Origin of the sequence: Actinoplanes sp. NPDC049681 (assembly GCF_044465265.1) — a bacterium.
In the GTDB taxonomy this organism is placed as follows: Bacteria; Actinomycetota; Actinomycetes; order Mycobacteriales; family Micromonosporaceae; genus Actinoplanes.
This window is the reverse complement of record NZ_JBITLP010000001.1, coordinates 475,392-501,757: the sequence shown is the minus strand read 5'-3', so window position 1 is coordinate 501,757 and position 26,366 is coordinate 475,392. Positions and strand designations below refer to the sequence as shown.

Below are 26,366 nucleotides of genomic sequence, written 5' to 3'. Positions count from 1 at the left end.
GGTGGCTAGGTCCACCTACAGACATCGCCGGTGGCGACTCGTCCCGGGCGTTCCACGGCCGCGACGACGCCGAGGATCATCTCGTGATACTCGGTCAGGGTCTTGAGCAGGTCGCTTCTCTCGGCAGCCCCGTCCTGCCGCATGTCGATCATCACGCATCGGGTGAGTGGCTTGACGATGCGCAGAACCACGTCGGCGCCGATGCGGACGCGGCGTCCCGGCCATTCGTCCTCCGGAAAGCCCTCGGCGGCACCGTCGATCAATAGGTTGGCTCGGAACCGGAGAGGGTCGATGTCTCCCCCGCCACTGAGCTTGGACAGGGAGCGCAGAGACGCTGTAGTGAGCAGGCTGACGGGACCCTCGTCATGGTGCGGGACCGATGCCTCCGCGGCGAGCGTTACCCTGCGGCCCAGGATCTCGCCGACTGCCCGATGCCCGGCGACGTCCGCGGCGTCGAAGCGGCGACCGTCCGGCATCTCCACAACGGGAGCCGGCTCTGCCGCGTACGCCCGAAGGCGGAACAGGCCCGGCATCCGCCGGAAGCGTCTGGTGTTCTTGCCGCTGCCGAACTTGCCGTCCGCGTCGCGCACCGCCCACAGCCGGTCCCCGGCCAAGCCACGTTCCCCTACGTCGGCGGACGACACGACCTCGCCGAGCATGGACTTGACCGGAAAGCGACGGATCTCGCGGAGCTGCACGAGGCGACAGTACGAGACCGCTACGACGGTCCTCAGCGGTCGAACCAGACGACAAGAGGGCAGTTCCCGTCGCCGTGCGGGCCCGCGAGTACGGCCATCACCTCCCACACCGGACACCAGCCCCCGGCCGGGGGACGGCATCTCGCCGGGTCGGCCATCCGAACGCGTCGTAGCTTCGGGCGGCGCACAGGCAGTCCAGATGGGCACCCGCGGTTCAGGCCGTCGTCGAGCGCTCGGCGCACCGCAGCCGGTCGGCTTCCGCCTCTTCCCCCAGCGCGACCAGGTCGGTGACAAGGTTGCCTACCGACTCGACGGTGTCGGGATGCTCATCTCCCAGCACCCGCCGCAGCCGCGCCAGATTGTCCTCATCCACCTCGCGCGCCCGCGCGAACTTCCCCAAGCCCCGGAGGTCCGCAGCGAGCGCGCTGGCCGACGCCAATGTGTCCGGGTGGTCGACACCCAGCACCCGCCGCCGACGCTCCAGGTTGGCCGAGTCCAGCTGCCGAGCCCACTCGAACTCCCCCACCGCGCGCAGGTCACCCGCCAGGTCATTGGCCAAGCTCAGCGTGTTGGGGTGATCGTCCCCGAGCACCCGCCGCGCCCGGGCGAGGGTCTTCTCGTGCAGGTCCCGAGCCCGTTCGTGCTCGCCCAGCTCGCGGAGGTCGACGGCGAAGTTGCCCGCCGAGCTCAGGGTGAACGGGTGGTCTTCACCCAGCAGCCGCATCCGCCGGGCCAGGGTGTCCTCGTCCAGTTCGCGGGCCCGCTCGTACTCGCCCAGTTCGCGGAGGCCGTCGGCGAGGTTGTTGGCCGATCCCAGGGTGTTGGGGTGGTCGTAGCCGTGCAGCCGGCGCCTGCGGTTCAGGGTGTCCTCGTCCAGGTGGCGGGCCGACTCGTAGCGGCCGAGCTGCCCGTAGATCGAGGCCAGCGTGTGGGTGATGGCGAGGGTGGTGTCGTCGTCCGGGCCGTGCCGGCCGGTCCAGGCGGCGTGCAGGTGTTCGGCCAGGGGAAGCGCGGTGCGGGCGTCGCCGCGGGCGAGCAGGTGCCACACCGCCGCGTCGGCCGTCCAGCGCAGGTGGAGATTGCCGGTGGTCGCGGGGTCGGCGGCGAGGATGTGCGGCAGCAGCTGCGTCCATCGTGGCCACCAGGCCGGCGTGGCCGGGTCGTCGGGCCGGGCTGAGATCAAGAGCTGTTCGACGGTACGGCGGTGAGCGTCGGAATCGGGATCGGTGTCGCGCAGGATCGCCTGCGTCAGTCGGTGCAGCAGTGGTCCGTCGTCGGTCAGGCGGGCCAAGCCGTACCGGCCGAGCTGGGCAACGGTACGGGCGAAAGCCACCGGCCGGCGCGCCACCCTGGCAAGCGGCTTGCGGAGCAGGGCGGGCCGGGCGAGGAACAGGTCGTCGGGGATGGGCTCCGGCCCCAGGTGCGCGTACAGGGCGAGCAGCTCTCCGGCGGCAGCGTCGTCGTCGCTCAGCCGGTGCGCCGCCACGGTGACGGCGGCGGCCAGGGGGAGCGGGTAGCCGGCCGGGGGTCGCCCGTCGCGGAGCAGGTCCGCGGCGTGTTCGCGGAGCTCGTGCAGGTAGGCGTCGACGCTGATGCGGGTCTCGGCGAGCAGATCTGCCGCCTGGCCCACCGCGAGGGGCAGGTCGCCGAGCGCGTCCGCGAGCCGGTCGGCGTCCCGGTCGTCGAGGCTCGGCAGGTGGGTGTGGAGCAGCGCCACCGACTCGTCGCGGACGAACACGTCGACGTCCACCGGCTGGGCCACCCCGGTCCAGGCGGGACTGCGGCTGGTGATGATCAGGTGCCCGGGCCCGTCCGGGAGCCAGGCGGTGAGGTCGTCGCGCTCCTCGGCGTTGTCGAAGACGAGCAGCCATCGCGGCCGTACCCGGAGATGTTCGCGAAGGGCTTCCACCGCGGCGGGAGTGGTGGTGTCTTCCGTCACCAGGCCGACCTTGGCCGCGAGCGAGGCGAGGTGGTCGCCGATGAGCTCGGACTGCTCCGCCGGGATCCACCAGACCAGGTCGTACTCGCCCGCGAAGCGGTGGGCGTACTCCAACGCCAGCTGCGTCTTGCCGACGCCGCCCATGCCGTACAGGGCCTGGACCGCCGCGCGGTTCCCGGCGCACAGGGTGTCGTGGAGCCGGTTGAGCATGCTGTCGCGGCCGGTGAACGCGAGATTCCGGCGGGCCAGGTTCCACACCGTCGGCAGCGACCCGGGCGGGCGCGGGCCCGCCTCGGCCACGGACGTCCGAGCGCCCGGGTACGGCGGCACCCCGGTCGCCCCGGCGCCCGCGGCCGGCGGATCCACGACCTGGCGGACGGCGGTCAGCAGCATCCTGACCGCCTGTTCCGGGGCCAGGTCGTACACGTCCGACACCACGATCGGCGCCCACAGCCCGTCCCGGAGATCGACGTTCTCGATCCGCACCGGGATCAGCTTCGCTTCCGGGTCCTTGCGTCGCTGTGCCAGCCGGGCCGTCCACTCGTCGGTGGTGAACTTGTCCGGGTCCAGATAGGCGGTGGAGAGCAGCACGAGCATGGGGTTCTGCCGGCTCAGGGCGTTGTGCATCGCCTCGACGAAGTTGGTGCCGGGCGCCCAGTCGGCGCTGTCCAGTTCGGTGGCGTACCCGGCCGACTGCAGATGCCAGCGCGCCCATTCCGCCCATGCCCGGTCCCTGCCGGCGTGCGAGATGACGATCCGGGAGGCGGCTGCGGTCACAACGTCCACACTGCACGATGAACGAGCCGACGACGACCACCGAACGGGCGACAGACGGCGGGCCTCAGGCCGTCGGGTCCGGGGCGTAGAACGCGCTCGGGTCGCCCGCGAGCGATGCCTTGACGCGCCGGCTCCAATCGTCCGCCAGGACCTCCAGCCGGTTCTCCTCGATGCCGTCGAGCGCCGCCGTCACCACCTGCTCCGGGGAGATCTTGGGTCCGTCGAACCGGGCCGACATGTCGGTGTCCGCCGCGCCCAGGTGCAAGCCGGTGACCAGGGTGTCCTGGGCCGCAAGTTCGAGGCGGACGCCGTTCGTCAGGCTCCACTCGGCGGACTTGGCCGCGGCGTACGCGTTGGCTCCGGGGTACGAGAACCAGGAGAGCGCCGAGAGGACGTTGAGGATGGCTCCCCCGGCGAGCCGCGGCGCGAAGGCGCGGATCACGGCGAGCGTCCCGAAGTAGTGGGTGTCCATCTCGCGGCGGATCTCGGAGAGGTCGCCCGTGATCAGGTTCTGGCCGGTCGCGATGCCCGCATTGTTGATCAAGAGGGTGACGTCCTGGGCCGCCGCGGCCGCCGCCGCGACCGAGTCCGGGTCGGTGACGTCGAGGCGCAGGGTCTCGACGCCGGGGACGTCGATGAGCTCGGGGCGGCGGGCGGTCGCGTACACCTTGGTGGCGCCGCGCTCGAGCAGGGTGGTCACGAACTGCTTGCCGAGGCCCCGGTTGGCACCGGTGACCAGGGCGATCGATCCGGAAATCTTCATGCGGGCTACGCTAGAACCTGACGTTGACGTCAGAGGCAAGTGCTGCGACGGGAGTCACTATGCGGATCGGCGAACTCGCCACCAGGGCGGGCGTGAGCGTACGGGCGCTGCGCTACTACGAGGAGCAGGGGCTGCTCGGCGCCGACCGCAGCCCCAGCGGTCAGCGGCACTACCCGGAGCCGGCGGTCGACCGGGTGCGCCTCATCCAGATGCTCTACTCCGCCGGCCTCTCCAGCAGGACCATCGCCGAGCTGCTGCCGTGCGTGGACGCCAAGGTCAGCACGCCCGAGTCGCGGGCCCGGCTGGCCGCCGAACGCGACCGCATCGACGCCCAGATCGCCGAGCTCACCCGCACCCGCGACCGGCTCGACGCCGTGATCGCCTGCTCCACCAGCCACGACGGCTGCCTCACCCAGATGGAAGAAGCGGTGCCGGCATGAGCATGAGCAGCGACGAGATCTGCGAAGTCGTCATCACGGCCGCCGACGCGGAATGGCTGGCCGGCTTCACCCGGCGGCTGGTCGAGGACCGGCTGGCCGCGTGCGGACAGCAGATCGCCGCGATCCGGTCGATCTACCGGTGGGAAGGTGCCGTGCACGACGACCCCGAGGCGCGGGTCGCCCTGCACACCCGCACCTCGCTCGTACCCGAGATCGTCGCCCGGGCCGATGCCGAGCATCCCTACGACGTACCGTGCGTCTTCGCCCTGCCGATCCTCGCCGGAAACCCGGCATATGTGCACTGGGTTCTCGCAGAGACCAGGAACTAGGCAGGCGGCCCGCCTGCCCATCGACGAGGACCGCACCGTGACGCGTACTGAGTCGTGGGGCCGGAGGCGGTTGCTCGGCGCCGCACTGGCCGCGGTGCTCAGTTGCGCCGCCTGCGGCGCCGACGCGCCGGCCGAGCCGTCCGATCCCCCGGCCACCGGAACACCTCCGGCGGTGCGCTTCACGTCCTCGGTGGAGTCTCGCGGGCAGGCGCTGCACATCCGCTACGAGCTGGTCAACGAGTCAGGTGGGGAGTTGATCGTGCTCAACCGGGTGCCGGCCCACTCGGCGTCCGGTGCGCCGGTCACGGACCCCGGTGCGGTGTACGTGACCGGCGCCGGGCCGAAGGGCCGGGTGGAGATCGCCAAGCGTGCCTTCGCCATGCCGGTCACGGACAAGAAGACCTGGGCTCAGCCGGCCCAGATCTCCGGGGTGACGGTCCGGCCGGGCCGGGCCGTGAGCGAGGAGCTCACCGTCCCGCTGCCCTTACACCGGCATCATCCGTACGGGGACGACTACGGCGACGGACCGATCAGCCTGCCCGACCCGGTGACCGAGGCCGTCTTCTGCGTCGGGGTGCTCCGCGCGACCGACGCGCCCTCCGCCGGCGCGGAAGCTGCCGTGGTGACGCTTCCGCACCTGTCCTCGACCACCCGGGTGCAGTATCTCTCCTGCTCCCCGCCGGCTCGGTGGTGACCGCGCCCGGTTAGGCCGCGGCCTCGAGGTCCGCGCGGGTCAGCAGCGCGCGGAGCTGGATGCCCTCCGCGGACAACGCCTCGGCGCCGCCCTCCTGGCGGTCGATCACGCAGAGCGCGTGGTCGACGTGCGCACCCAGCTTGCGCAGGTCCATCGTCGAGAGGACGACCTGACCTCCGGACGTGACGACGTCCTCCACCACCAGCACGCGACGGCCGGCGACCTCGGCGCCCTCCGCCAGCCGGGCCGTCCCGTACGCCTTGGCCTGCTTGCGCACGAAAGCGCAGGGCAGCTTGGCGTGCCGGCCGAGCGCGGTCACCACGGCGATGCCGCCCATCTCGAGACCCGCCAGCACTTCGGTGCCCTCGGGGATGAGCACGGCCATCTGCTCGGCCAGCCGGTCGAGCAGCACCGGATCCGACTCGAACTGGTACTTGTCGAAGTATTCGGTGGCGGTCCGCCCGGAGCGCAGGACGAATTCCCCGGTCAGTCGGCTCACGTCGCGGACCTGCCGCGCAAGGTCAGAGTCAGTCACGAGGACACAGCCTTTCATCTCGATGCCGGGTCCGGCCGGGCGGGTGGCCGGGCTCGTTTCACCCGTACGCGTAATTGCTGGAACGACTGGGTAGAGGTTTGTCTAGATTCGACTATTTTGCGGGTTAATGAACGTCGACCCTTCGAAAGGCTTGTCGTGACACCCTTCGCGCTGCTCTTCCTGATCGCCCTCGCCGGCTCGTCGTGTTTCGCCATCGGCCGCGCTCTCGGTCGCGGCGAACGCTACGAGAAGGGATATCGCGAGGGTTTCCGCGACGGTGAGACCGGTTCGCTGGCGCGCGCGGCCCGGCTGATGCAGCTCAGCGACCGCCGTTCGATCGCACCCGCCGTGGAGGCGATGCTCGTTCCGCACCCCACCGTGCCCCAGCAGGCAGCACCGGCCATCGTCGGCATTCCGGCCCGCCCACAGCTCGCGCTCTGAGAAACACCGTGACCGGCGTCAGCCTTTGGCGATCTCCGCGGCCAGCAACTCGGCGATCTGCACCGTGTTCAGCGCCGCACCCTTACGCATGTTGTCGCCCGTGATGAAGAGGTCGAGCGCCCGGGGGTCGTCGATCGCGCGGCGGATCCGGCCCACCCAGGACGGGTCCGTGCCGACCGCGTCGATCGGCATCGGGAACTCGCCGGCCTCCGGATCGTCGACGAGGATGACGCCCGGGGCGTTGCGAAGGACCTGACGGGCGCCCTCGGCGTCGAGCTCCGAGCCGAAGACCGCGTGGACCGCGATCGAGTGGCCCGTCACCACCGGCACCCGGACGCAGGTGGCCGACACCTTCAGGGCCGGCAACCCCAGGATCTTGCGGGACTCGTTGCGGAGCTTCAGCTCCTCCGAGGACCAGCCGTCCGCCGCCAGCGCGCCGGACCACGGCACCACGTTGAGGGCCAGCGGGGCCGGGAAAGGGCCGAGGTCGTCGCCGACCGCCTGCCGGACGTTGCCCGGACGGGAGCCGAGGGCGCGGTCGCCGGCAACCTTGCTGAGCTGGTCGTGCAGGGTGTCGACACCGATCTGTCCCGCCCCGGAGACCGCCTGGTACGACGCGAGGACGAGTTCGCGCAGGCCGTACTCGCGGTGCAGCGGGGCGATCGCCATGATCATGGCCATCGTGGTGCAGTTGGCGTTCGCGACGATGCCGCGCGGCCGGTATCCGAGGTCCTCCTTGTTGACCTCGGGAACCACCAGCGGCACCTCGGGATCCATGCGGTACGCCGACGAGTTGTCCACCACCGTCACGCCGCGGGCGACGGCGACCGGCGCCCACTCGAGCGAGACCTCGTCGGGCACGTCGAACATCGCGACGTCGACGCCGTCGAAGACCTCCGGGGTGAGCTCCCGCACGGTGAGGTCCTCGCCGCGGCAGGACAGCACCTTGCCGGCCGAGCGGGACGACGCGATCAGGCGGATCTCGCCCCAGACGTTGCGGCGGGAGCTGAGCAGCTCACGCATCACCGTGCCGACGGAGCCGGTGGCTCCGACGACGGCGAGGGTGGGCTGCGGCGACCCCATCCGTCCGCGTTACCGGCCGGTGCCCGCGTAGACGACGGCCGTCTCGTTGCCGCCGAGCTCGAAGGTGTCGTGCACGGCGCGCACCGCCGTGTCGAGGTCGCTGTCGCGGCAGACCACCGAGACGCGGATCTCCGAGGTCGAGATCATCTCGATGTTGACGCCGGCCTCGCCGATGCAGGCGAAGAACTGCGCTGCGACGCCCGGGTGCGAGCGCATGCCGGCGCCGATCAGCGACACCTTGCCCACGTGGTCGTCGAAGAGCAGGCTCTTGAACTTGATCTGCTCCTTGATCTTGTCCAGCGCCGCCATCGCGGTGGGGCCGTCGGCCTTCGGCAGCGTGAACGAGATGTCGGTGCGACCGGTGCCCTCGGTCGACACGTTCTGCACGATCATGTCGATGTTGATCTCGGCCTGGGCCACCGTCTCGAAGATCCGGCCGGCCGCGCCGGGCTCGTCGGGCACGCCGACGATGGTGATCTTGGCTTCGCTCCGGTCGTGGGCGACCCCGGTGATCAGCGCTTGTTCCACGTTCGGGTCCTCCATCGATCCCGTGACGACAGTGCCGGGCTTGCTCGAGTACGACGAGCGTACGTGGATCGGCACGCCGAACCTGCGGGCATACTCCACGCATCGCAACATCAGCACCTTCGCCCCGCCGGCGGCCAGCTCGAGCATCTCCTCGTACGTGATCTGCTTGATGTGGCGCGCGTTGGAGACGATCCGCGGATCGGCGGTGAAGACGCCGTCAACGTCGGTGTAGATCTCGCAGACATCGGCGCGCAGCGCCGCGGCGAGGGCGACCGCGGTGGTGTCCGAACCCCCGCGGCCCAGCGTGGTGATGTCCTTGGTGTCCTGCGAGACGCCCTGGAAGCCGGCGACGATCGCGATCGCACCCTCGTCGAGGGCGGTCCGCAGCCGGCCCGGGGTCACGTCGATGATCCGGGCCTTGCCGTGCACCGACGTGGTGATCACGCCCGCCTGCGAGCCGGTGTACGACCGGGCCTCGTAGCCGAGGTTGTGTATCGCCATCGCGAGCAGGGCCATCGAGATGCGCTCGCCCGCCGTCAGCAGCATGTCGAGCTCGCGGCCGGGCGGCAGCGGGCTCACCTGATTGGCGAGGTCGAGCAGGTTGTCGGTGGTGTCGCCCATCGCCGACACCACGACCACCACGTCGTCCCCCGCCTTGCGGGCCGCCACGATCCGCTCCGCCACGCGCTTGATGCGCTCGGCATCGGCCACGGACGAACCGCCGTACTTCTGCACCACCAGGGCCACGGCAGCCGACTCCTTCCAACGCCGCACGTGCCGACGCCGCCGGCGTTCCGGCCGGCGGCGTCGGTCGAGTCAATCGGTGACCAGACTAGCGGCGGACGTCGCGTTCGCTGACACGCGATCCCAGAATCCGGCCGGTGGACCATCACACGACGGCCGAGCGGGTGGCGCGACACGCCGGAAAAGGGTTCCGGTCGGCGCAACGACCCGTACGGGCGAAGAGAGGCGAGAATGTCTCAATGCGTTCCCGCCCCGCCTCGCGTGTTTTGTCCGCGTCGGCCGCCGTCCTGCTCGCCGCCGGCGTCTCCGCCTGCGGCGATGCGGCCCCGGCGACCCCGCCGGCAAGCCCGGCGCCCTCCGCGGCGCCGGAGGCCGAGGACGCGCGCATCGAGCTGGCCGCCCGCGCAGCGCTGGCTCAGGACCACCGCTTCGCGGCGCTCTACACCCTCGACGTCCCGGGCCGGGCGCAGCGCTCGATCATGGCGACGGTCGCCGTGGACGGAAGCTGGCGGGTGGACATCCCCGGCGGCGCCCTCGGCGGCACGACCGACGTGTCGATCACCGAGACGGAGGCGGGTGTCTTCCAGTGCGCGATCCCGTCGGCGTCCAATCCGGTGTCGCCGTTCTGCGTACGGGTGGCCGACCGCGGCAAGCACGTGCCGAAGGAGTACGACCCCAAGGTCGAGCGCGTGTTCCGGCAGTGGCTACCGGTCTTCACCGATCGCCAGGCGCCCCTGTCGGTGACCGCCGCACAGCCGCTCCCCGGCTCGACCGGCAGCTGCTACTCGGTCGACACGATCTCCGCTTCGCTGTCCGCGCCGGTCGACGTCGGCATCTACTGCTACGCCGACGACGGCCTGCTCACGGCGGCCCGGGTGACCTTCGGGACGATCACGATCTCGGGTACGGCCGCAGCACCGCCCCCCTCGGTCGAGCTGCCCGGCCCCGTGGTCGGTGGCGAGCCGATGGGCATGGCCGCACCGCCGCCGACCACACCCCCGACGACCGCGTCGTCCACACCCGCCGCCCCGAGCTCCGGCCGGCCGTCCCCGTCCGCGTGACGGCGGGGGCCGGACGCTGCGGTTTCCCACGATCCGGGCGTACAGTTAGCAACGGCCGAGTTGATCACGTAGGGTGACGTTCGACATGTGGTACGCGCTCCTTCTTCGCTGCCGCGACGAGGCCCCATCCGAGGCCGGCACCTCGTCGCGGAGTTGACGCGCGCCGGTCGGTCCTCGTGAACTGACCAACCTCCTGTAGGAGCTCGCATGTCCAGCGACGTAACCGTCGATCCGATCGCCCGGCAGCGCCCCAGCCGGATGCCGTTCCAGCGCTACACCCCCTACCAGCAACAGTTCGCCGTCGACCTGCCGGATCGGCAGTGGCCGTCGCGGCGCATCGAGGCTGCCCCGCGGTGGTGCGCGGTCGACCTGCGCGACGGAAACCAGGCCTTGATCGACCCGATGTCCCCCGAGCGCAAGCGGCGGATGTTCAGCCTGCTCGTCGCGATGGGCTACAAGGAGATCGAGGTCGGCTTCCCGGCCGCCAGCCAGACCGACTTCGACTTCGTCCGTCAGCTCATCGAGCAGGATCTGATCCCGGACGACGTGACCATCCAGGTGCTGGTCCAGTGCCGCGAGCACCTGATCGACCGCACGTTCGAGTCGATCCGCGGCGCCAAGCGCGCGATCGTCCACTTCTACAACTCGACCTCGACGCTGCAGCGCCGGGTCGTCTTCGGCCTGGACAAGGCGGGGATCACCGACATCGCGACCACCGGGGCGCGGCTCTGCCAGAAGTACGCGGAGATCCACACCCCCGACACGGAGATCTTCTACGAGTACTCGCCGGAGTCCTACACGGGCACCGAACTCGACTACGCCCTGGAGATCTGCTCGGCGGTCATCGACGTGATCGACCCCACCCCGGACCGCCCGCTGATCATCAACCTGCCGGCGACCGTCGAGATGGCCACCCCCAACGTGTACGCGGACAGCATCGAATGGATGCACCGCCACCTGCCCCGCCGCGAGAGCATCATCCTGAGCCTGCACCCGCACAACGACCGGGGCACCGCCGTCGCCGCCGCCGAGCTGGGCGTGCTGGCCGGCGCCGACCGCGTCGAGGGCTGCCTCTTCGGCAACGGCGAGCGTACGGGCAACGTCGACCTGGTCACGCTGGGCCTGAACCTGTTCTCCCAGGGCATCGACCCGATGATCGACTTCTCGGACATCGACGAGGTCAAGCGCGCGGTCGAGTACTGCAACCAGCTGCCGGTGCACGAGCGCCACCCGTACGTGGGCGACCTGGTCTACACCGCCTTCTCGGGCTCGCACCAGGACGCGATCAAGAAGGGCCTCAGCGCGCTGCAGGACGACGCGTCCGACGCGGGCGTCGACGTCGACGCGTTCACGTGGGGCGTGCCCTACCTGCCGATCGACCCGAAGGACGTGGGCCGCACGTACGAGGCGGTCATCCGGGTCAACTCGCAGTCCGGCAAGGGCGGCGTGGCGTACATCATGAAGGAGGAGCACAAGCTCGACCTGCCGCGCCGGCTGCAGATCGAGTTCTCCGGCGTGGTCCAGCACGTCACCGACGCCGAGGGCGGCGAGGTCGGCCCGCAGCAGATGTGGGACATCTTCGCGAGCGAGTACCTGGTGGATCACCAGCAGTTCGGCGTCATCGAGCTCGAGCGCTACTCGACGGCCACGGTGGACGGCAAGGTCGAGATCGACGCGGAGGTCCGGCACCGCGGCACCCGCCGCCCGCTCGTCGGCCTGGGCAACGGCCCGATCGACGCGTACGTGCAGGCCCTGGAGCCGCTCGGGATCAAGGTGCGGGTGCTCGACTACGCCGAGCACGCCCTGACCTCGGGCGAGGACGCGCAGGCCGCGGCCTATGTGGAGTGCGAGATCAACGACCGCACGGTGTGGGGCGTCGGGCTCGACGCGAACATCGTCACCGCGTCGATCAAGGCCGTGACGAGCGCCGTCAACCGCGCCCGCTGAGCCTTCGGAACCGACAGGCCGCCGCCGGCCACGAGCCGGCGGCGGACCACCGGGCCCCGTGTGACCCACAAGAGTCACGCGCGCCCGAGAACAGGTGACACGACCGGGTGATCCCCGTCGCGCTCCGCCGAAGCCTCCACGAGAGCGCGGTCAGGCGGAACGCCCAGCGACTCGTGCGCCGCCCGGTGACGTCCGGGCGGCGCGCGGAACGTATCCGGCACGGATGACGACCGGCGCCAAACGGGCGTACGGCGCATACGCTGGATTCGTGCCCCCACGCTCCGCTCCTCGATGGACCCTGCGCCTCGCCGCCGCCCTGCTCGCCTCCCTCACCCTCGCCGGCTGCGAGGTGACCGTCCCCGACTCCGGATCCGGCTCGCAGTCGGGCGGCACCAGCTCGACGCGTAACGGAGACGAAGCCCGCAAGCGGCTCGCCAAGCTGACCGTCGCCAAGTCCGGCTCCATGCGCGGCTACAGCCGTGACAAGTTCCCGCACTGGCGCAGCACCGGAGAAAACTGCGACGTCCGTGACACCGTCCTCAAGCGCGACGGCACGAAGGTCAAGGTCTCCGGCTGCAACGTCGTCGCCGGCACGTGGACCAGCGCGTACGACGGGGACAAGCTCACCGACCCGGCGAAGGTCGACATCGACCACATGGTGCCGCTCGCCAACGCCTGGCGTTCGGGCGCGAGTTCGTGGACCACGAGCAAGCGTGAGGACTTCGCCAACGATCTGGACGATCCGCAGCTGGTCGCGGTCTCCGCCTCGTCCAACCGGTCGAAGGGTGATCAGGACCCGTCGACCTGGAAGCCCGAGCGGACCGGTTCCTGGTGCCAATACGCCGAGGACTGGGTAGCAGTGAAGACCCGGTGGAAGTTGACCGTGACCTCCGCCGAGAAGTCCGCGCTGGCCGACATGCTGGAGAACTGCAGATGACCGACCCCGCCACCCCCGGCACCGAGACCGAGACCGACACCAAGATCCCTGCCGCCGCGAGCCCGGCCGGCGCCGACAGCAGGACCACGGACATCACGGCTGGTCAGGGCGGCGTGATGACCGACGAGGTCGGCGTCATCACGGGCGACCTCACCCTGCGCACCGAGCTCTCCGACGGCAAGGTCGTCGTCCGTGCCCAGTACAAGGACGCCGACGAGTGGTACGCGGTCACCGGCGCCAAGGCGGCCTTGAAGGACCCTGCGGACCTGGACGCGGTGCACACCGTCGTCGTCGGAATCCTCAACCGCCCCGAGGGATGACAATGAGGATGCTTTACAGATAGACCGATTTCTTTGTAGCGTCGGGCATGGCCCCACCCGTGACGTCCCGCTTGCTTGCCGCGGCAGCGCTCGGCCTGCCCCTGATCGCCGCCCCCGCTTCCGCCTCGCCCGGCGCACGCGCGCCCTTCAGCGCGGCGTCTTTCAGCGCGGCGGGCGGCCACGCCATGGCCGACCGTTCCGCCGCGCGGTCGCCGTCCGGCGGGACCCCGGCCCTCAGTTCCGTCATCCCCGTGCCGGTGCAGGTCACGCCGGCCGCCGGGACGACGTTCCAGCTCGGGCCGCTGACCGTCATCCGCACCCAGCCCGGCTCGCGGGCCGCCCGCGCGGTCGGCGAGCAACTGGCCCGCGACCTGCGCCCGGCGACCGGCTACCGGCTGCCCGTGCTGCCGGTCGCCCCGCGCCGCCTGCCGGTCGTGTCGCTGCTGCTCGGCGCCGATGACCGCCGGCTCGGCTCCGAGGGCTACCGGTTGACCGTCGACGCCCGCCGGGTCACGATCCGGGCGAACGAGCCGGCCGGGCTCTACGCCGGCACGCGTACGCTGCTCCAGCTGCTGCCCCAGGAGATCGACTCGCCGACGCCCGTCCGTCGTGCGTGGACGATCGCGGGCGGCAGCATCCTGGACTACCCGCGGTTCGCCTATCGCGGCGCGATGCTCGACGAGGCCCGGCACTTCGACACGCCGGACGAGATCAAGGCCTACATCGACGAGATCAGCCGCTTCAAGGTCAATTACCTGCACCTGCACCTCTCCGACGACCAGGGGTGGCGCATCCAGATCGACAGCTGGCCCAAGCTCACCACGGTCAGCGGCGGTCCGGGCACCGGCGTCGACGGGGAGGGCCCCGGCTTCCTCACGAAAAGCCAATACCGAGAGATCATCCGGTACGCGGCCCGCCGGTACGTGACGATCGTGCCGGAGATCGACATGCCGGGCCACGTCAACGCGGCTCAGGTGGCGTACCCGGAGTTGACCTGCGACGGGGTGGCGCCTCCGCCGCGTACGGACACCGAGGTCGGGTACAGCTCGCTGTGCATCGGGTCGGAGACGACGTACCGCTTCGTCGAGGACGTGATCCGCGAGCTGGCCGCGATGACGCCGGGGCCGTACCTGCACGTCGGCGGGGACGAGGCGCACGCCACCCCGGAGGCCGACTACCTGACCTTCGAGCAGCGGGTGCTGCCGCTGGTCGCGAAGTACGGCAAGGTCGCGTACGGCTGGAACGAGATCGCCAAGTCGCCGGCGTCGGCCACGGCCGTCGCCCAGTACTGGGACACCGCCAGGACCAACGCGACGGTCGCGGCGGCCGTCACCCGCGGCACCAAGGTCGTGATGTCGCCGGCCAACAAGGCGTACCTGGACATGAAGTACGACCGGAACACCCCGCTGGGCCAGGACTGGGCGGGCTACATCGAGGTGCGGACGGCGTACGAATGGGATCCGGCCACCCGCGTGACCGGGGTGGGCGAGCCCGCGATCCTCGGCGTCGAGGCGCCGCTGTGGTCGGAGACGTTGCGCAGCCTCGACGACATCGAGTTCATGGCGTTCCCGCGCCTGCCGGCCATCGCGGAACTGGGCTGGTCACCGGCTTCGAACCACGACTGGGAATCCTTCCGGACCCGCCTCGGCGCCTACGGCCCGCGGTGGACGCGGCAAAACGTGAACTTCTATCCGTCGCCACAGATCAATTGGGGTTAGCCACTCACGCAGAATGAAGGGCGAGGGCCAGCGTCAGCTGGGCCCCCGCCCGGCCTCGACGGGAGTTGCGGTCCGCACCACCCACCGAGCTACGACATGAAGCTCTTGATCTTGGTCCTCAGGCGGACGCACCCGCGGGCCGGCGCCCCGCAACGGCCTCGTCCTCGACGACCGGGAAGTGGCAGGCCGTCTGGTGCGAGGCCGGGTCGTCGAGCCGAGCGACCAGCGGCGGCTCCTCGGTCGCGCAGATCTCCTGCGCCTTCCAGCAACGGGTTCGGAAGCGGCACCCCGACGGCGGGTTGATCGGGCTCGGGACATCGCCGGTCAGCAGGACCCGCTCCCGCTGGGCCCGGTCGCGGCGCGCGGGGTCCGGAACCGGGACGGCCGACATCAGAGCGACCGTGTACGGGTGCCGCGGGCTGCGGTAGAGCTCGTTCCGGTCGGCGATCTCGACGATCTTGCCCAGGTACATGACCGCGACCCGGTCGGAGATGTGCCGGACCACCGACAGGTCGTGCGCGATGAACACGTACGTGAGGTCGAACTCCCGCTGAAGGTCGTCGAGGAGGTTCACGACCTGGGCCTGGATCGACACGTCGAGGGCGGAGACCGGCTCGTCCGCGACGATCAGCTTCGGCCGCAGCGCGAGCGCGCGGGCGATCCCGATGCGCTGCCGCTGACCGCCGGAGAACTCGTGCGGGTAGCGGTTGTAGTGCTCGGGGTTGAGGCCGACCAGCTTGAGCAGGTCCTGCACCGCCCGCTTGAGGCCGTTCGGGGTCGGCATGTTCTGGATCTGCAGCGGCGCCGAGATGATCGAGCCGACCGTGTGCCGCGGGTTCAGCGACGAGTACGGGTCCTGGAAGATCATCTGGACGTCGCGGCGGAGCGGACGCAGGCCCGACTGGCCGACGTGGCTGACGTCGCGGCCCTCGAAGATCACCTTGCCGCCGGTGGGCTCGAGGATGCGGGTCATCAGGCGGCCGGTCGTGGACTTGCCGCAGCCGGACTCGCCGACCAGGCCGAGCGTCTCGCCGGCCTTGACCGCCACGTCGATCCCGTCGACCGCGCGCACCGCGCCGACCCTGCGCTTGAAGACGCCCTTGGTGATCGGGAAGTGCATCTCCAGGCCGCTGACCTCGAGCAGGTTCTCGCTCATCTTCTCTTCCCCACTCCCGCTCACAGGTTCGGAGCGACTTCCTGCTCGAAGATCGTCTTGCGGTCCTCGGCCGGCAGGTGACACGCCACCGCGTGCACTCCTCCGCGCAGCTCCGGGACGTCGGTGAAGGACCGGTCACCGTTGCGGCCCGCGTACGGGCAGCGGGGGTGGAAGGCGCAGCCGGACGGCAGGTTGATCAGGCTGGGCGGGGTGCCCTTCACCGGCGTGAGCCGGTCGCGCACCTCACGGTCGAGGCGGGGCATCGACCCCAGCAGACCCCAGGTGTACGGGTGCTGCGGTTCGTGGAACACCGCGGCGGCCGGGCCCCGCTCGATGATCTTGCCGCCGTACATGACCACGACGTCGTCGGCCAGCTCCGCCACCACGCCGAGGTCGTGAGTGATCATGATGACCGCGGAGCCGAACTCCTCCTGCAGGTCGCGGATCAGGTCGAGGATCTGCGCCTGCACGGTCACGTCGAGCGCCGTCGTCGGCTCGTCCGCGATCAGCAGGTACGGGTTGTTCACCAGCGCCATCGCGATCATCGCCCGCTGGCGCATACCGCCGGAGAACTGGTGGCCGTACTCGTTGAAGCGCCGCTCGGGCTGCGGGATGCCGACCCGGGCGAGCATGTCGATCGCGCGCTCCCGGGCTTCCTTCCTGGACGCCTTCGGGTTGTGCACCCGGTACGCCTCCACGATCTGCGCACCCACCGTGTAGAACGGGTGCATCGCGCTCAGCGGGTCCTGGAAGATCATGGCCATCTTGCCGCCGCGCAGCTTACGCACCTGCTCGTCGTCGGCGGTGACCAGCTCCTGGTCGTCCAGCCAGATCTGGCCGGAGACCTTGGCGTTGCTGCGCGTACGGTGCAGGCCCAGCACGGCGAGCGAGGTGACGCTCTTGCCGGAGCCGGACTCACCGACGATGCCGAGGGTCTTGCCGCGCTCGACCGCGAAGGACGAGTTGCTGACGGCCTGGACGATGCCGTCGTCCGTCTCGAAGCGGACAGTGAGGTCCTTGACCTCGAGGAACGGCCGGGTGCCGCGGTCGCCCGGCAGCGTGCGGCCCGCGAGGGAGTCTGTCGACATGGTTCTCTCCTCAGCCCAGCCGTACGCGCGGGTCGATCACGCTGTAGAGCAGGTCGACGATGAGGTTGATGACCACGATGAAGATCGCGGCGAGCAGCGTCACGCCCAGGATCACCGGCAGATCGCTCTGCCGGATCCCCTGGAGCGCCTGGTAGCCCAGGCCGCGCAGGTTGAAGACCTGCTCGGTGAGGATCGCGCCGGCCAGCAGGGCACCGAAGTCGAGGCCGAAGATCGTGATCAGGGGGGTGAGGCCGGAGCGCAGGGCATGCTTGCCGATGACCGTACGTTCCGGCAGACCCTTCGAACGGGCCGTACGGATGTAGTCCTCGCCGAGCGTCTCCAGCATGTTGGCCCGGGTGAGCCGGGCGTAGGTCGCCGCGAACAGGAACGCCAGGGTGACCCAGGGCAGGATCAGCCCGCCGAACCACGCCGCCGGGTCCTCGGTGAACGGCGTGTACGCGGCGTCCGGTAGCCAGCCCAGCCAGTAGACGAAGATCAGCAGGGCGAGCTGGCCGGTGAAGTAGATGGGCAGCGAGACGCCGGCCAGTGCACCGGTCATCGCCGCCCTGTCGAGGAAGCTGCCTCTTCGAAGGGCGGAGAGCACACCGGTGCCCACGCCCATGAGGACCCACAGCACCGCAGCGCCGATCGCCAGCGACAACGTCACCGGGATGTCGCTGAGGAGCAGCGGGGTGACCTCCTGCTCGGTCTTGAACGAGTACCCCAGGCAGGGCGCGTCGCAGTGCGTCACGTCGGTGCCGTTGGAGTAGTCGCGGCCGACCGCAAGGCCCTTCAGGAACTTGCCGTACTGGACCAGGATCGGGTCGTCGAGACCGAGCTTCGTGCGGATGCCCTCGAGCGACACGGCGTCGGCGGTCTTGCCGATGTAGAGCAGCGCCGGGTCGCTGCCGGTGATCTTGGGAACCATGAAGAAGATGCCGAAGGTCACCAGCGTGACCACCAGCAGAGTGATCACGGCGTTGACGATCCGCCTGATGAGGTATGCCAGCACGACGTTCGGCCGAACAGCGGACGGGCGTCGATTCCTCGCGGAACCGACGCCCGCCCACCGTGGGCGGCCTTCACCTGCCCTTCGATCTACCCGTTACTACTTGTTCGGGCGGGAAATTTCTACTTGCCGTCGCTGACGCCGAGGGCCTGGAAGTCGACCATGCCGAACGCGTCGTGGATGTAGACGTTCGTCAGCCGCGGGTTGCGGTAGTTGAGCGCCTTGTCGAACACGAACGGCAGGTAGTACGCGCCTTCCATGGTCTTCTGGTTGATCTGCTTGTAGATGTCCTGCGCCTTGGTCAGGTCGGTCTCGGTGGCGGCCTGGTCGAACAGTCCGTCGATCGAGGGGTCGGAGACCTCGGCCAGGTTGTAGTTGCCGTTCTTCTGAATGAAGCGGCTGTCCACCAGAGCCTGCAGGTAGCCGGTGCCGGACGGCCAGTCGGCGCCCCAGCCGGCGATCATGATGCCGTAGCCCTTCTTGTGGACGTTGTCCGGCGCACCGACGACGGACGCGACCTGCGAGCCGTCGTACTGCTCGATGGTGGCCTTGATGCCCACGGCGCCCAGCGAGGCCTGCAGCGACTCGGCGGTCTTGACCTCGGCCGGCTTGTTGTTGCGGACGGCGATGATCGTGTTGAAGCCGTTCGGCTTGCCACACGCGGCCAGCGCCTGCTTGGCCTTGTCCACCTGCGGCTTGCCCTGCGCGCGGCCGTACGGGTCGTACGCCGGGTCGGAGCCACCGATGTTCGGGGGCAGCATGTTCGTGCCGATGTCACCACCGGCCACCGGGCCGCCACGAGCGGTCTGCAGCGCGGTCGGGTCGGACGCGTAGATCGCGGCCTTGCGGCAGTCGACGTTGTCGAACGGCGCGACCTTGGTGGAGAACGCGGCGTACCGGATGAAGCCGGTGGCCGGCGCGTCCGAGTTCGCCTTCTTCTTCGGGTCCTGCAGGATCTCGGCGCGGGCCTTGGTCTGCACACCGGTCTGGCCGATGTCGAGGTCGGCCGTGCCGGCGATCAGGCGCGAGTCCATGTCCTCGGCGTTGGTCGTGATCGTCACGTTGATCGCGTCCGGCAGCGCCTTGCGGATCGTGTCCGTGCTCTTGTCCCAGTTGGGGTTGCGCACGAACTTGACGCTCTTGCCGGGCAGGTACTCCGACATCATGTACGGGCCGGAGGACGCCGGCTTCGAGGTGTACTTCGCGCCGGTGTCACGCTTCTGCGGGACCGGGCCCGAGCCCGGCATGGCCAGCAGGTACGGGAAGTCCGCGAACGGCTTGGCCAGCTTGAAGATGATGGTGGAGTCGTCCGGCGTCTGGACCGACTTCAGACCCAGCTTGTTCGGGTCGGTGTCCTTGTACGGGCCGGGGTAGTTCTGGCCCTGGTCCAGCTGCTCGATCATGTACGTCGGGCCACCCGGGACGACGTCCTGCGCGAAGACGCGCTCGATGCCGTACTTGATGTCCTTGGACGTGATCGGGGTGCCGTCGTCGAACTTGATGCCCGACTTCAGCTTGAAGGTGTACGTCTTCTTGTCCGCGCTGATCTCCGGGTCCGACTGCGCCAGGTCGGGGGCCAGCTTCAGGCCCTCCTTGCCGGGTGCGGCGGTGTAGTCGACCAGCTTGCGGGTGTAGAGCCGGTTCATGTTCCACACGAACGCGTAGTAGCCCCGTACCGGGTCCCAGAAGTCGGCGTCCTGCGCGGTCCACAGGTTCAGCGTGCCGCCGGTCTTCTCGCTCGCGTTGACGACCGACGTGATCGCCGCGTTGTACTCGCTCTTACCGGAGCCGCTGCCCCCCTTGCCGCTGTCGGACCCGCCGCCGCACGCGGCGGTGAAGCCCAACGCGACGGCGACACCTGCGGCCGCCACCACCCTCGTCTTGCTGACCACCTGTTCTCCTACCTCCTTGAAACGGAGCCATCGGCTCCGCGAACCGTGCGACGGTGCACCAGGACCCGGCTGACCACGGATGCGATCAGCGAGCCTTGGGGTCAAGGGCGTCCCGCAGGCCGTCTCCGAAGAGATTGAAGCCCAGTACGGTGACGAAGATCATGACGCCCGGAATGATCATGTACATGGGGTCGCTCGTGTAGTAGCTCAACGCGTCGGACATCATCCCGCCCCACGACGGGTTCGGTGGCGGGATGCCGACGCCCAGGAAGCTGAGGGCGGCCTCGGTGAGGATGTTCGTCGGGATGATCAGCGTCGTGTAGACGAGGATCGGCGCCGCCAGGTTCGGCAGCAGCTCCCGGAAGAGAATGCGCGGCGCCCGCGCACCGAGGCTCTTCGAGGCTTCGATGAACTCGCGCTCCCGCAGCGAGAGCGTCTGTCCACGCACGATGCGCCCGATGTACGGCCACCCGAAGAACCCGATGACAACGATCAGCACGAGCACCCGCGACCAGCGGCCACCCATCCCGAAAATCTCGTGCGGCAGGACGGAGACCAGGGCGATCGCGAAGAGCAGCTGCGGGAACGCGAGCAGGAAGTCCATCACCCGGCTGATCACCGAGTCGACCCAGCCGCCCAGGTAGCCGGCGGCCAGTCCGAAGAGCGAGCCGAGGAAGGTGGAGACGAGAGCCGCGAGGACGGCGACGACCAGCGAGGTCTGCGCGCCGTACAGGATGCGGGTGAAGATGTCGCGGCCGGACACGGGCTCGACACCGAGGAGGAATTCCTTGCTGATGCCGCCCCACGCGCCCTTCGGCGTGCTGAGGGTGGGGTCGATCGTGTCGTTGTGGAACTCGTTGATCGGGTGGCCCCACAGGCGGGCGAGCACCGGCGAAAGAATCGCGAGTATCACGAAGATGATGACGACGATGCCGCCCGCCATCGCAACCTTGTCCCGCTTGAGCCGCCGCCACGCGATCTGCTTCAGCGACCGGCCGGCGATCGCCTTCTCGCCGGTGTCACGGATGTCGGCGGGGTCGTCGGTGGGCGCCGACCGCTCATCGGTAATCGACGCCTCTGGGCCGATCGACATCTAACCGCCGGTCCTTTCCCCGGCTGCCGACCACCACACGGCTCCAAAGCCTCTTCAAGCGGGCACAGGCCCGTTCGTCCGGAGGCGATGGCTCCCGCAGCGCTCCGGCAACCGATCGGTTAACGCAAGCCTCGAGTGCCGACCTCCGAGAACCGGCCAGGTCCGGCCGGGCCGCGGAGGCAGCCGACGGCGGGTGTGCCGCCATCGTTAGGAACATTCACCTACGGCGGGTGTGCGGTCAAGGCTGTCGCCAGCTCTCGGTAGCTTCCGTGTCTCGCCCGTGATGTGACCGTGACCTAGGCGCCCGCCAAGACGGAAAACTACCGGGTACAAGGCCGAGAAGCAGGTGAAACCGGGCAAAAGAGACCGGTTTGCGACGATGAAAGAGTGACGCCGCGAACACTTGACTGATGGGTGGAGGCGGTGTCATCCGGCCGAGGGATGGGTTGGGGAGTCACTACGGACCGTTCGGACGACGCGGGGGCGGCCGGGTCGGGGGTTGTCGCGTCGTCACTGTTGCTTTCGGACAGCGGCTGGTTCTGACGGCCGCGAGTTTCGGCTCGGTCACCGGTGATCTGGGGGCGGTGTCAGTGCGGTTCTCGGCCCGTCGGCGAGGTCGCCGTCGGGTCGGTGCGGCTTCGCGGTGCGGGCGTTCTGGGGACGGACCGGGCGTTCCAAGCCGATGCCCCGCGCGCCGGCATCTCCGGCCGATACGCGGCCCCATCGTCAATCGGTGCCCGCCGGCATCTCGGCCCCTTGCCCGTCCCGGCATTTCGGGCGGGTACCCGGCCGCGCGCCGAGTCAGACGTGTGGTCCTGGCGGCCCGCGCTCCGTGCTCGGCCGCGCCCCGCGTGCTGCGGCCGCCGCACCGTCTTCCGGCCGCCACCCGCGGCCCCGTCCCGCGCGCTAGACCCGAGATGCGTGGCACCGGCCCGGCGTCCGGTCGGCAACGGTCGTCAGACGGCGCGGCGCCCTTCGAAGGCCCTGCCGAGCGTGATCTCGTCGGCGTACTCCAGGTCGCCACCGACCGGAAGGCCACTAGCGAGCCGGGTCACCGCGATACCCATGGGCTTCACCATCAGCGCGAGGTAAGTGGCCGTCGCCTCGCCCTCGGTGTTCGGGTCCGTGGCGAGGATCAACTCCTTGACCTCGCCCGTGCCCAGCCGGACGAGCAGCTCACGGATGCGCAGGTTGTCGGGGCCGATGCCCTCGAGCGGATTGATGGCGCCACCCAGGACGTGGTACCGGCCGCGGAACTCGCCGGTGCGCTCGATCGCGACGACGTCCTTGGGTTCCTCGACGACGCAGAGCACCTCGTTCGTACGCCGGGAGTCGCGGCAGACCCGGCACTGCTCCGACTCGGCCACGTTGAAGCAGGTCGTGCAGAAGCGGACCAGCTCCTTCACCTTGCGCAGGGCGGTGGCCAGCCGGTTGACGTCGGCGGGGTCGGCGGAGAGGACGTGGAACGCGATCCGCTGGGCGCTCTTCGGGCCGACGCCCGGGAGCCGTCCCAGCTCGTCGATCAGGTCCTGGATGGCGCCTTCGTACACGGACTCAGAACCCCGGCAGGGTCAGGCCGCCGAGACCGCCGGTGGCCGGGCCCATCTTCTGCTCGGTGAGCTCACGCTGCGCCTCGGCGGCATTGTGGATCGCCGCGAGCACCAGGTCCTCCAGCGTCTCGACGTCGTCGGCGTCGACGGCCTTGGGGTCGATCTTCACGGACTTGAACTCACCCAGCCCGGTCACGACCACCGTCACGAGGCCACCGCCGGCGGTGCCGGTCAGCTCGGCCGCGGCCAGCTCGGCCTGCGCCTGCGCGACCTGCTGCTGCATCTTCTGCGCCTGCTTCATGATCTGCTGCATGTTCGGCTGTCCACCGGGGCGCATTCGTCACTCCTCAGTCAAGGGGGGTAGTCCGGTCCATTGTCCCGCGCGCGGCCCCGTACCCGGGGAGCCGGGTCAGGACTCGCTGATCTTCTCGGCCCCGAAGGCCTCCTGAAGCAGCCGCACGGCCTGCTGCTCACTGCTCTGCCGCGCGGTCTTCTCGTCGATCACGTCGTCGAGCGGCTCGTCACCGGGATCGAACCCCTCCCACGACGCCCCGTCGGCCCCCCGGACGGGACCGTCGTACTCGGGGTCGTACGGCGCTTCCTCCGTCGGGGAACCATCGGACCACGCGCCTCCGGCGTTCGCGGCAGCGCCGGCCGCGCCTCCCACCGCACCGCCTGCGGCGCCGGGCCGAGCAAGACCGCCACCTGCGGCACCCGGTCGAGCAGCCACGCCACCGGCAGCACCCGGTCGAGCAGCCACGCCACCCGCGGCACCGGGGCGGACGGCAACGCCCGCGCCGCCTGCAGGACCGACGACCACGCCGCCGGCCGCCGAGGGCTGGGGACCGGACCGGACGCCGGCGGGCGCCGCACCCCGGGCAGCAGCCGCTCGGGCAGCCGCGATGCCCCGGCTCGGTGCACTGTCCCCCGCGGAGCCGGCCGCGACAGCACCATTCGCTGAACCAGCGGCGACAGCAACACCTCCGACGTTCGGTGCGCTTCCCCCGGAGTCGACCGCCGCACCCGGCGCGTCATTGCGAGGAACCGTCCGAGCCTCCGGCACCGCGGGACGACCGGCGCTCTGGGCCGGGCCCGGAACCGACTCGTCCGCGCTCATGTGCCCCGGCCGGGCCGGCTCGGGCCAGTCCTCGTCATCCGCCGCGAGGGTCGCCGACGAGTCGGCGGCCGGGGGGACCGCCGGGGCCGCGAGGCCGCCGGGTTTGACGGGCTCCGGCCAGCCTCCGTCATCCTCCTCGTCGGCCGAGCTCTGCGGTGCGGTCGCGGTCTGCCGTGCGGAGGCCCCCGATCCGGTACGCGCCTGAGCCGGCGTCCGCTGCTCCCCGCCCTCGTCCCGCGCCGGCCGGGTCTGCCCGGGGCCCGAGTCCTGTGGCCCGCGAGGAGCGGGACCCCCACCACCTTGCGGTCCCCGGGGTGCGGGACGCCCACCGGAACCCTGGGAAGGGCCGCCCTCGCCCGCAACGTCGCACCGGATCTGCCACCGTCCCCCGAGCGCCTCGTAGAGCGCGTCGGAGATGAGCTGCGGCTCGGCGGCGACCATCCGCGCGTGGGCCGGGAAGCGGAACGTCAGGACGACGGTCTGCCCCTCGAGATCACGGACCGTGGCGCCCTGAGCCAGCGCGGCGATCTTCTTGCTCTTCCGCCCGACGGCCACCATGATCTCCGGCCACACCTCGCGGATCGAGGCGGCGGAGAGCTGACCGGGAACGGCGTCGACGACGCCGGGATCCTCGGGAACGTCCGGCATGATCCCGGCAGGCTCGACCCGACGCGCCTCGGCCCGACGCGGCTCCGGCGCCGACGAACCCGATGCGGCCGAACCCAGCCCGGCCGAACCCAGCCCAGCTGAACCTGGCGCACCCGAAACCGGCCCAGCCGAAACCACCCCAGCGGGATCTGCCGCAGGTGCAGGCGAAACAGGATCAGACGGGGGCGATACCGAGGCAGACACCGCCGAGGCAGGGGCCGGCGCTGCGATCCCCGAATTCGCCGATCCCGTGTGGCCGCTGGAGGACGGCATGGCAGCAGCCGGAGCGTCGATGACCGCATCGGAGACGTGAACCGACGACGCAACCCGCGGCGCCGACGACGCCGAACTTGAGACATCGGAAGCGGGCGCGAATGAAGCGGCCGAAGAATCGGCAGCGGCTTCCGGCGACGCCGCGGTTGCCGTCGACTCAGACGAAGGCGTAGCAGCAGCGGCAGGAGAAACCGGCGCCGCGCCGGAAACCGCCGGCTCGGGCGAGGACTCGGCAATGCCACCCGCCACCGGCTCCGAAGACCCCGGTTCAGCAGCCCCCGCCGAAGCAGGCGCCCGACGGCTGGCCGCCGCCGCTGCCGCGCGCGCCGCCGACAGGCCCGACGTTTCGGCGCCGCTCGCGGATGGCGCTGCGGACGGGGACGGGTGCTCCGCGCGTACCGGATCGTGGTCTGAAGTGAGGGTGAGCCGCCGCTCCATGCGCTCCAACCGCTGGAGCAGCGCACCGCTGGAGTCGTCGGCGCCGGGGAGGAGCATGCGGGCTGTGATCAGCTCGAGCAGCAGCCGCGGGGCCGTCGTGCCGCGCATTTCCACCAGGCCGTTGTGCACGATGTCCGCGCAGCGGGAGAGGGTTGCCGGGCCGAGGCGGGTGGCCTGGGCGCCCATCTGGTCGAGCTGGTCGGCCGGGCCGTCGATCAGGCCCTTGGTGATCGCGTCGGGGACTTGCTGGAGCACGATCAGGTCGCGGAACCGCTCGAGCAGGTCGGAGGCGAAGCGGCGCGGGTCGTGGCCGGCTTCGGCGACGCGGTCGATGGTCTGGTATGCCGCGGCGCCGTCGCCGGCGGCCAGTGCGTCGCACATCTCGTCGATGAGGGCGACGTCGGTGACGCCGAGCAGGGCCACCGCGCGGGCGTAGCCGACGCCCTCGGGACCGGCGCCGGCGATGAGCTGGTCGAGCACCGAGAGGGTGTCCCGGGCGCTGCCGCCGCCCGCCCGGACGACCAGGGGAAAGACCGCCGGATCGATGTGGACGCCCTCGGCCTCGGTCAACTGCTGCAGGTACGGCCGGAGCGTCGCCGGCGGGATCAGCCGGAACGGGTAGTGATGGGTGCGCGACCGGATCGTGCCGAGCACCTTCTCCGGCTCGGTCGTGGCGAAGATGAACTTGACGTAGTCCGGCGGCTCCTCGACGAGCTTGAGCAGCGCGTTGAAGCCGGCCGACGAGACCATGTGGGCCTCGTCGATGACATAGATCTTGTAGCGGCTGTTGGCGGGCGCGAAGAACGCCTTCTCCCGCAGCTCCCGCGCGTCGTCGACACCGCCGTGGCTGGCCGCGTCGATCTCGATGACGTCGATCGATCCGGCGCCGTCGTTGGCCAGCGACTTGCAGGAACCGCAGGCGCCGCACGGCTCCGGAGTGGGACCCTGCTCACAGTTGAGCGACCGGGCCAGGATGCGCGCGCTGGAGGTCTTGCCGCAGCCGCGTGGTCCGGAGAACAGATAGGCGTGGTGCAGCCGCCCGCTGCGCAACGCCTGCGACAGCGGCTCGGTGACGTGCTCCTGCCCGATGACCTCGGCAAACGTGCGAGGCCTGTACTTGCGGTAGAGGGCCAGTGCCACTCCTGCCT

General features: G+C 70.3%; 23 protein-coding genes. 9 read left to right on the top strand and 14 right to left on the bottom strand.

Annotation, left to right across the window (positions count from 1 at the left end):
* Window positions 1-5: 5 nt before the first annotated feature.
* The 3 genes from ACIBO8_RS02350 to ACIBO8_RS02340 form a co-directional block, all read right to left on the bottom strand.
* Window positions 6-698: an MOSC domain-containing protein gene (locus tag ACIBO8_RS02350; protein WP_396113279.1), complete on the bottom strand. Its 693-nt coding sequence runs from the start codon at window positions 696-698 to the stop codon at window positions 6-8.
* Between the two features lie 214 nt (window positions 699-912).
* A complete protein-coding gene (gene fxsT / locus ACIBO8_RS02345; protein ID WP_396113278.1) occupies window positions 913-3,414 on the bottom strand; it encodes an FxSxx-COOH system tetratricopeptide repeat protein in 2,502 nt (833 codons plus the stop codon).
* Window positions 3,415-3,478: 64 nt separating this feature from the next.
* Window positions 3,479-4,177, bottom strand: coding sequence for an SDR family oxidoreductase (locus tag ACIBO8_RS02340; protein ID WP_396113277.1), 699 nt, complete (start codon window positions 4,175-4,177; stop codon window positions 3,479-3,481).
* A 59-nt stretch (window positions 4,178-4,236) separates the two neighbouring features.
* Between ACIBO8_RS02340 and ACIBO8_RS02335 the strand changes: the two genes are divergently transcribed.
* From ACIBO8_RS02335 to ACIBO8_RS02325, 3 genes are read left to right on the top strand one after another with little or no spacing between them, the layout of a single operon-like run.
* Window positions 4,237-4,617, top strand: coding sequence for a MerR family transcriptional regulator (locus ACIBO8_RS02335; RefSeq protein ID WP_396113276.1), 381 nt, complete (start codon window positions 4,237-4,239; stop codon window positions 4,615-4,617).
* Window positions 4,614-4,946, top strand: a complete 333-nt coding sequence (gene cutA, locus ACIBO8_RS02330) for a divalent-cation tolerance protein CutA (RefSeq protein WP_396113275.1) — start codon at window positions 4,614-4,616, stop codon at window positions 4,944-4,946. The genes ACIBO8_RS02335 and cutA overlap by 4 nt, the downstream gene beginning before the upstream one ends.
* 37 nt (window positions 4,947-4,983) lie before the next feature.
* Window positions 4,984-5,640, top strand: a complete 657-nt coding sequence (locus tag ACIBO8_RS02325) for a hypothetical protein (protein ID WP_396113274.1) — start codon at window positions 4,984-4,986, stop codon at window positions 5,638-5,640.
* A 10-nt stretch (window positions 5,641-5,650) separates the two neighbouring features.
* On the opposite strand, the gene pyrE is transcribed toward ACIBO8_RS02325, so the two are convergent.
* A complete protein-coding gene (pyrE, locus tag ACIBO8_RS02320; protein WP_396113273.1) occupies window positions 5,651-6,175 on the bottom strand; it encodes an orotate phosphoribosyltransferase in 525 nt (174 codons plus the stop codon).
* Window positions 6,176-6,331: 156 nt separating this feature from the next.
* On the opposite strand from pyrE, the gene ACIBO8_RS02315 reads away from it, so the two are divergent.
* On the top strand, window positions 6,332-6,616 hold the full coding sequence (locus tag ACIBO8_RS02315; RefSeq protein ID WP_396113272.1) for a hypothetical protein: 285 nt from the start codon (window positions 6,332-6,334) through the stop codon (window positions 6,614-6,616).
* Window positions 6,617-6,634: 18 nt separating this feature from the next.
* Here the strand turns inward: ACIBO8_RS02315 and ACIBO8_RS02310 are convergent, their stop codons facing one another.
* Both ACIBO8_RS02310 and ACIBO8_RS02305 read right to left on the bottom strand, forming a co-directional pair.
* The gene (locus tag ACIBO8_RS02310; protein ID WP_396113271.1) at window positions 6,635-7,699 is read right to left on the bottom strand and encodes an aspartate-semialdehyde dehydrogenase; all 1,065 of its coding nucleotides are present in this window, start codon (window positions 7,697-7,699) and stop codon (window positions 6,635-6,637) included.
* 9 nt (window positions 7,700-7,708) lie between these two features.
* Window positions 7,709-8,974 (bottom strand): aspartate kinase, encoded by a 1,266-nt coding sequence (locus ACIBO8_RS02305; RefSeq protein WP_396113270.1) that lies wholly within the window; start codon window positions 8,972-8,974, stop codon window positions 7,709-7,711.
* Between the two features lie 236 nt (window positions 8,975-9,210).
* Here ACIBO8_RS02305 and ACIBO8_RS02300 point away from each other — a divergent pair, with 236 nt between their 5' ends.
* From ACIBO8_RS02300 to ACIBO8_RS02280, 5 genes are all read left to right on the top strand, one after another.
* Entirely contained in the window at window positions 9,211-10,032 is an 822-nt protein-coding gene (locus ACIBO8_RS02300) for a hypothetical protein (RefSeq protein ID WP_396113269.1), read from the top strand.
* A 207-nt stretch (window positions 10,033-10,239) separates the two neighbouring features.
* A complete protein-coding gene (gene leuA, locus ACIBO8_RS02295; RefSeq protein WP_396113268.1) occupies window positions 10,240-11,979 on the top strand; it encodes a 2-isopropylmalate synthase in 1,740 nt (579 codons plus the stop codon).
* Between the two features lie 268 nt (window positions 11,980-12,247).
* On the top strand, window positions 12,248-12,916 hold the full coding sequence (locus ACIBO8_RS02290; RefSeq protein ID WP_396113267.1) for an HNH endonuclease family protein: 669 nt from the start codon (window positions 12,248-12,250) through the stop codon (window positions 12,914-12,916).
* The gene (locus ACIBO8_RS02285; RefSeq protein ID WP_396113266.1) at window positions 12,913-13,236 is read left to right on the top strand and encodes a hypothetical protein; all 324 of its coding nucleotides are present in this window, start codon (window positions 12,913-12,915) and stop codon (window positions 13,234-13,236) included. The genes ACIBO8_RS02290 and ACIBO8_RS02285 overlap by 4 nt, the downstream gene beginning before the upstream one ends.
* 59 nt (window positions 13,237-13,295) lie before the next feature.
* Window positions 13,296-14,954 (top strand): beta-N-acetylhexosaminidase, encoded by a 1,659-nt coding sequence (locus ACIBO8_RS02280; RefSeq protein WP_396113265.1) that lies wholly within the window; start codon window positions 13,296-13,298, stop codon window positions 14,952-14,954.
* 118 nt (window positions 14,955-15,072) lie between these two features.
* Here the strand turns inward: ACIBO8_RS02280 and ACIBO8_RS02275 are convergent, their stop codons facing one another.
* The 8 genes from ACIBO8_RS02275 to ACIBO8_RS02240 all read right to left on the bottom strand — a co-directional run bounded on the left by ACIBO8_RS02275 (window position 15,073) and on the right by ACIBO8_RS02240 (window position 26,358).
* Entirely contained in the window at window positions 15,073-16,110 is a 1,038-nt protein-coding gene (locus tag ACIBO8_RS02275; protein ID WP_396113264.1) for an ABC transporter ATP-binding protein, read from the bottom strand.
* A gap of 20 nt (window positions 16,111-16,130) precedes the next feature.
* Complete coding sequence (locus ACIBO8_RS02270) at window positions 16,131-17,198, bottom strand: ABC transporter ATP-binding protein (RefSeq protein ID WP_396113263.1); 1,068 nt, start codon at window positions 17,196-17,198, stop codon at window positions 16,131-16,133.
* Window positions 17,199-17,208: 10 nt separating this feature from the next.
* Window positions 17,209-18,210: an ABC transporter permease gene (locus ACIBO8_RS02265; protein WP_396113262.1), complete on the bottom strand. Its 1,002-nt coding sequence runs from the start codon at window positions 18,208-18,210 to the stop codon at window positions 17,209-17,211.
* A gap of 119 nt (window positions 18,211-18,329) precedes the next feature.
* Window positions 18,330-20,099 (bottom strand): ABC transporter substrate-binding protein, encoded by a 1,770-nt coding sequence (locus tag ACIBO8_RS02260; protein ID WP_396113261.1) that lies wholly within the window; start codon window positions 20,097-20,099, stop codon window positions 18,330-18,332.
* 85 nt (window positions 20,100-20,184) lie between these two features.
* On the bottom strand, window positions 20,185-21,192 hold the full coding sequence (locus tag ACIBO8_RS02255) for an ABC transporter permease (protein ID WP_396113260.1): 1,008 nt from the start codon (window positions 21,190-21,192) through the stop codon (window positions 20,185-20,187).
* A 956-nt stretch (window positions 21,193-22,148) separates the two neighbouring features.
* Window positions 22,149-22,742, bottom strand: coding sequence for a recombination mediator RecR (gene recR / locus ACIBO8_RS02250; RefSeq protein ID WP_396113259.1), 594 nt, complete (start codon window positions 22,740-22,742; stop codon window positions 22,149-22,151).
* Window positions 22,743-22,746: 4 nt separating this feature from the next.
* On the bottom strand, window positions 22,747-23,055 hold the full coding sequence (locus ACIBO8_RS02245) for a YbaB/EbfC family nucleoid-associated protein (protein ID WP_364700107.1): 309 nt from the start codon (window positions 23,053-23,055) through the stop codon (window positions 22,747-22,749).
* Between the two features lie 96 nt (window positions 23,056-23,151).
* Window positions 23,152-26,358, bottom strand: coding sequence for a DNA polymerase III subunit gamma and tau (locus tag ACIBO8_RS02240; protein ID WP_396113258.1), 3,207 nt, complete (start codon window positions 26,356-26,358; stop codon window positions 23,152-23,154).
* Window positions 26,359-26,366: the final 8 nt, after the last annotated feature.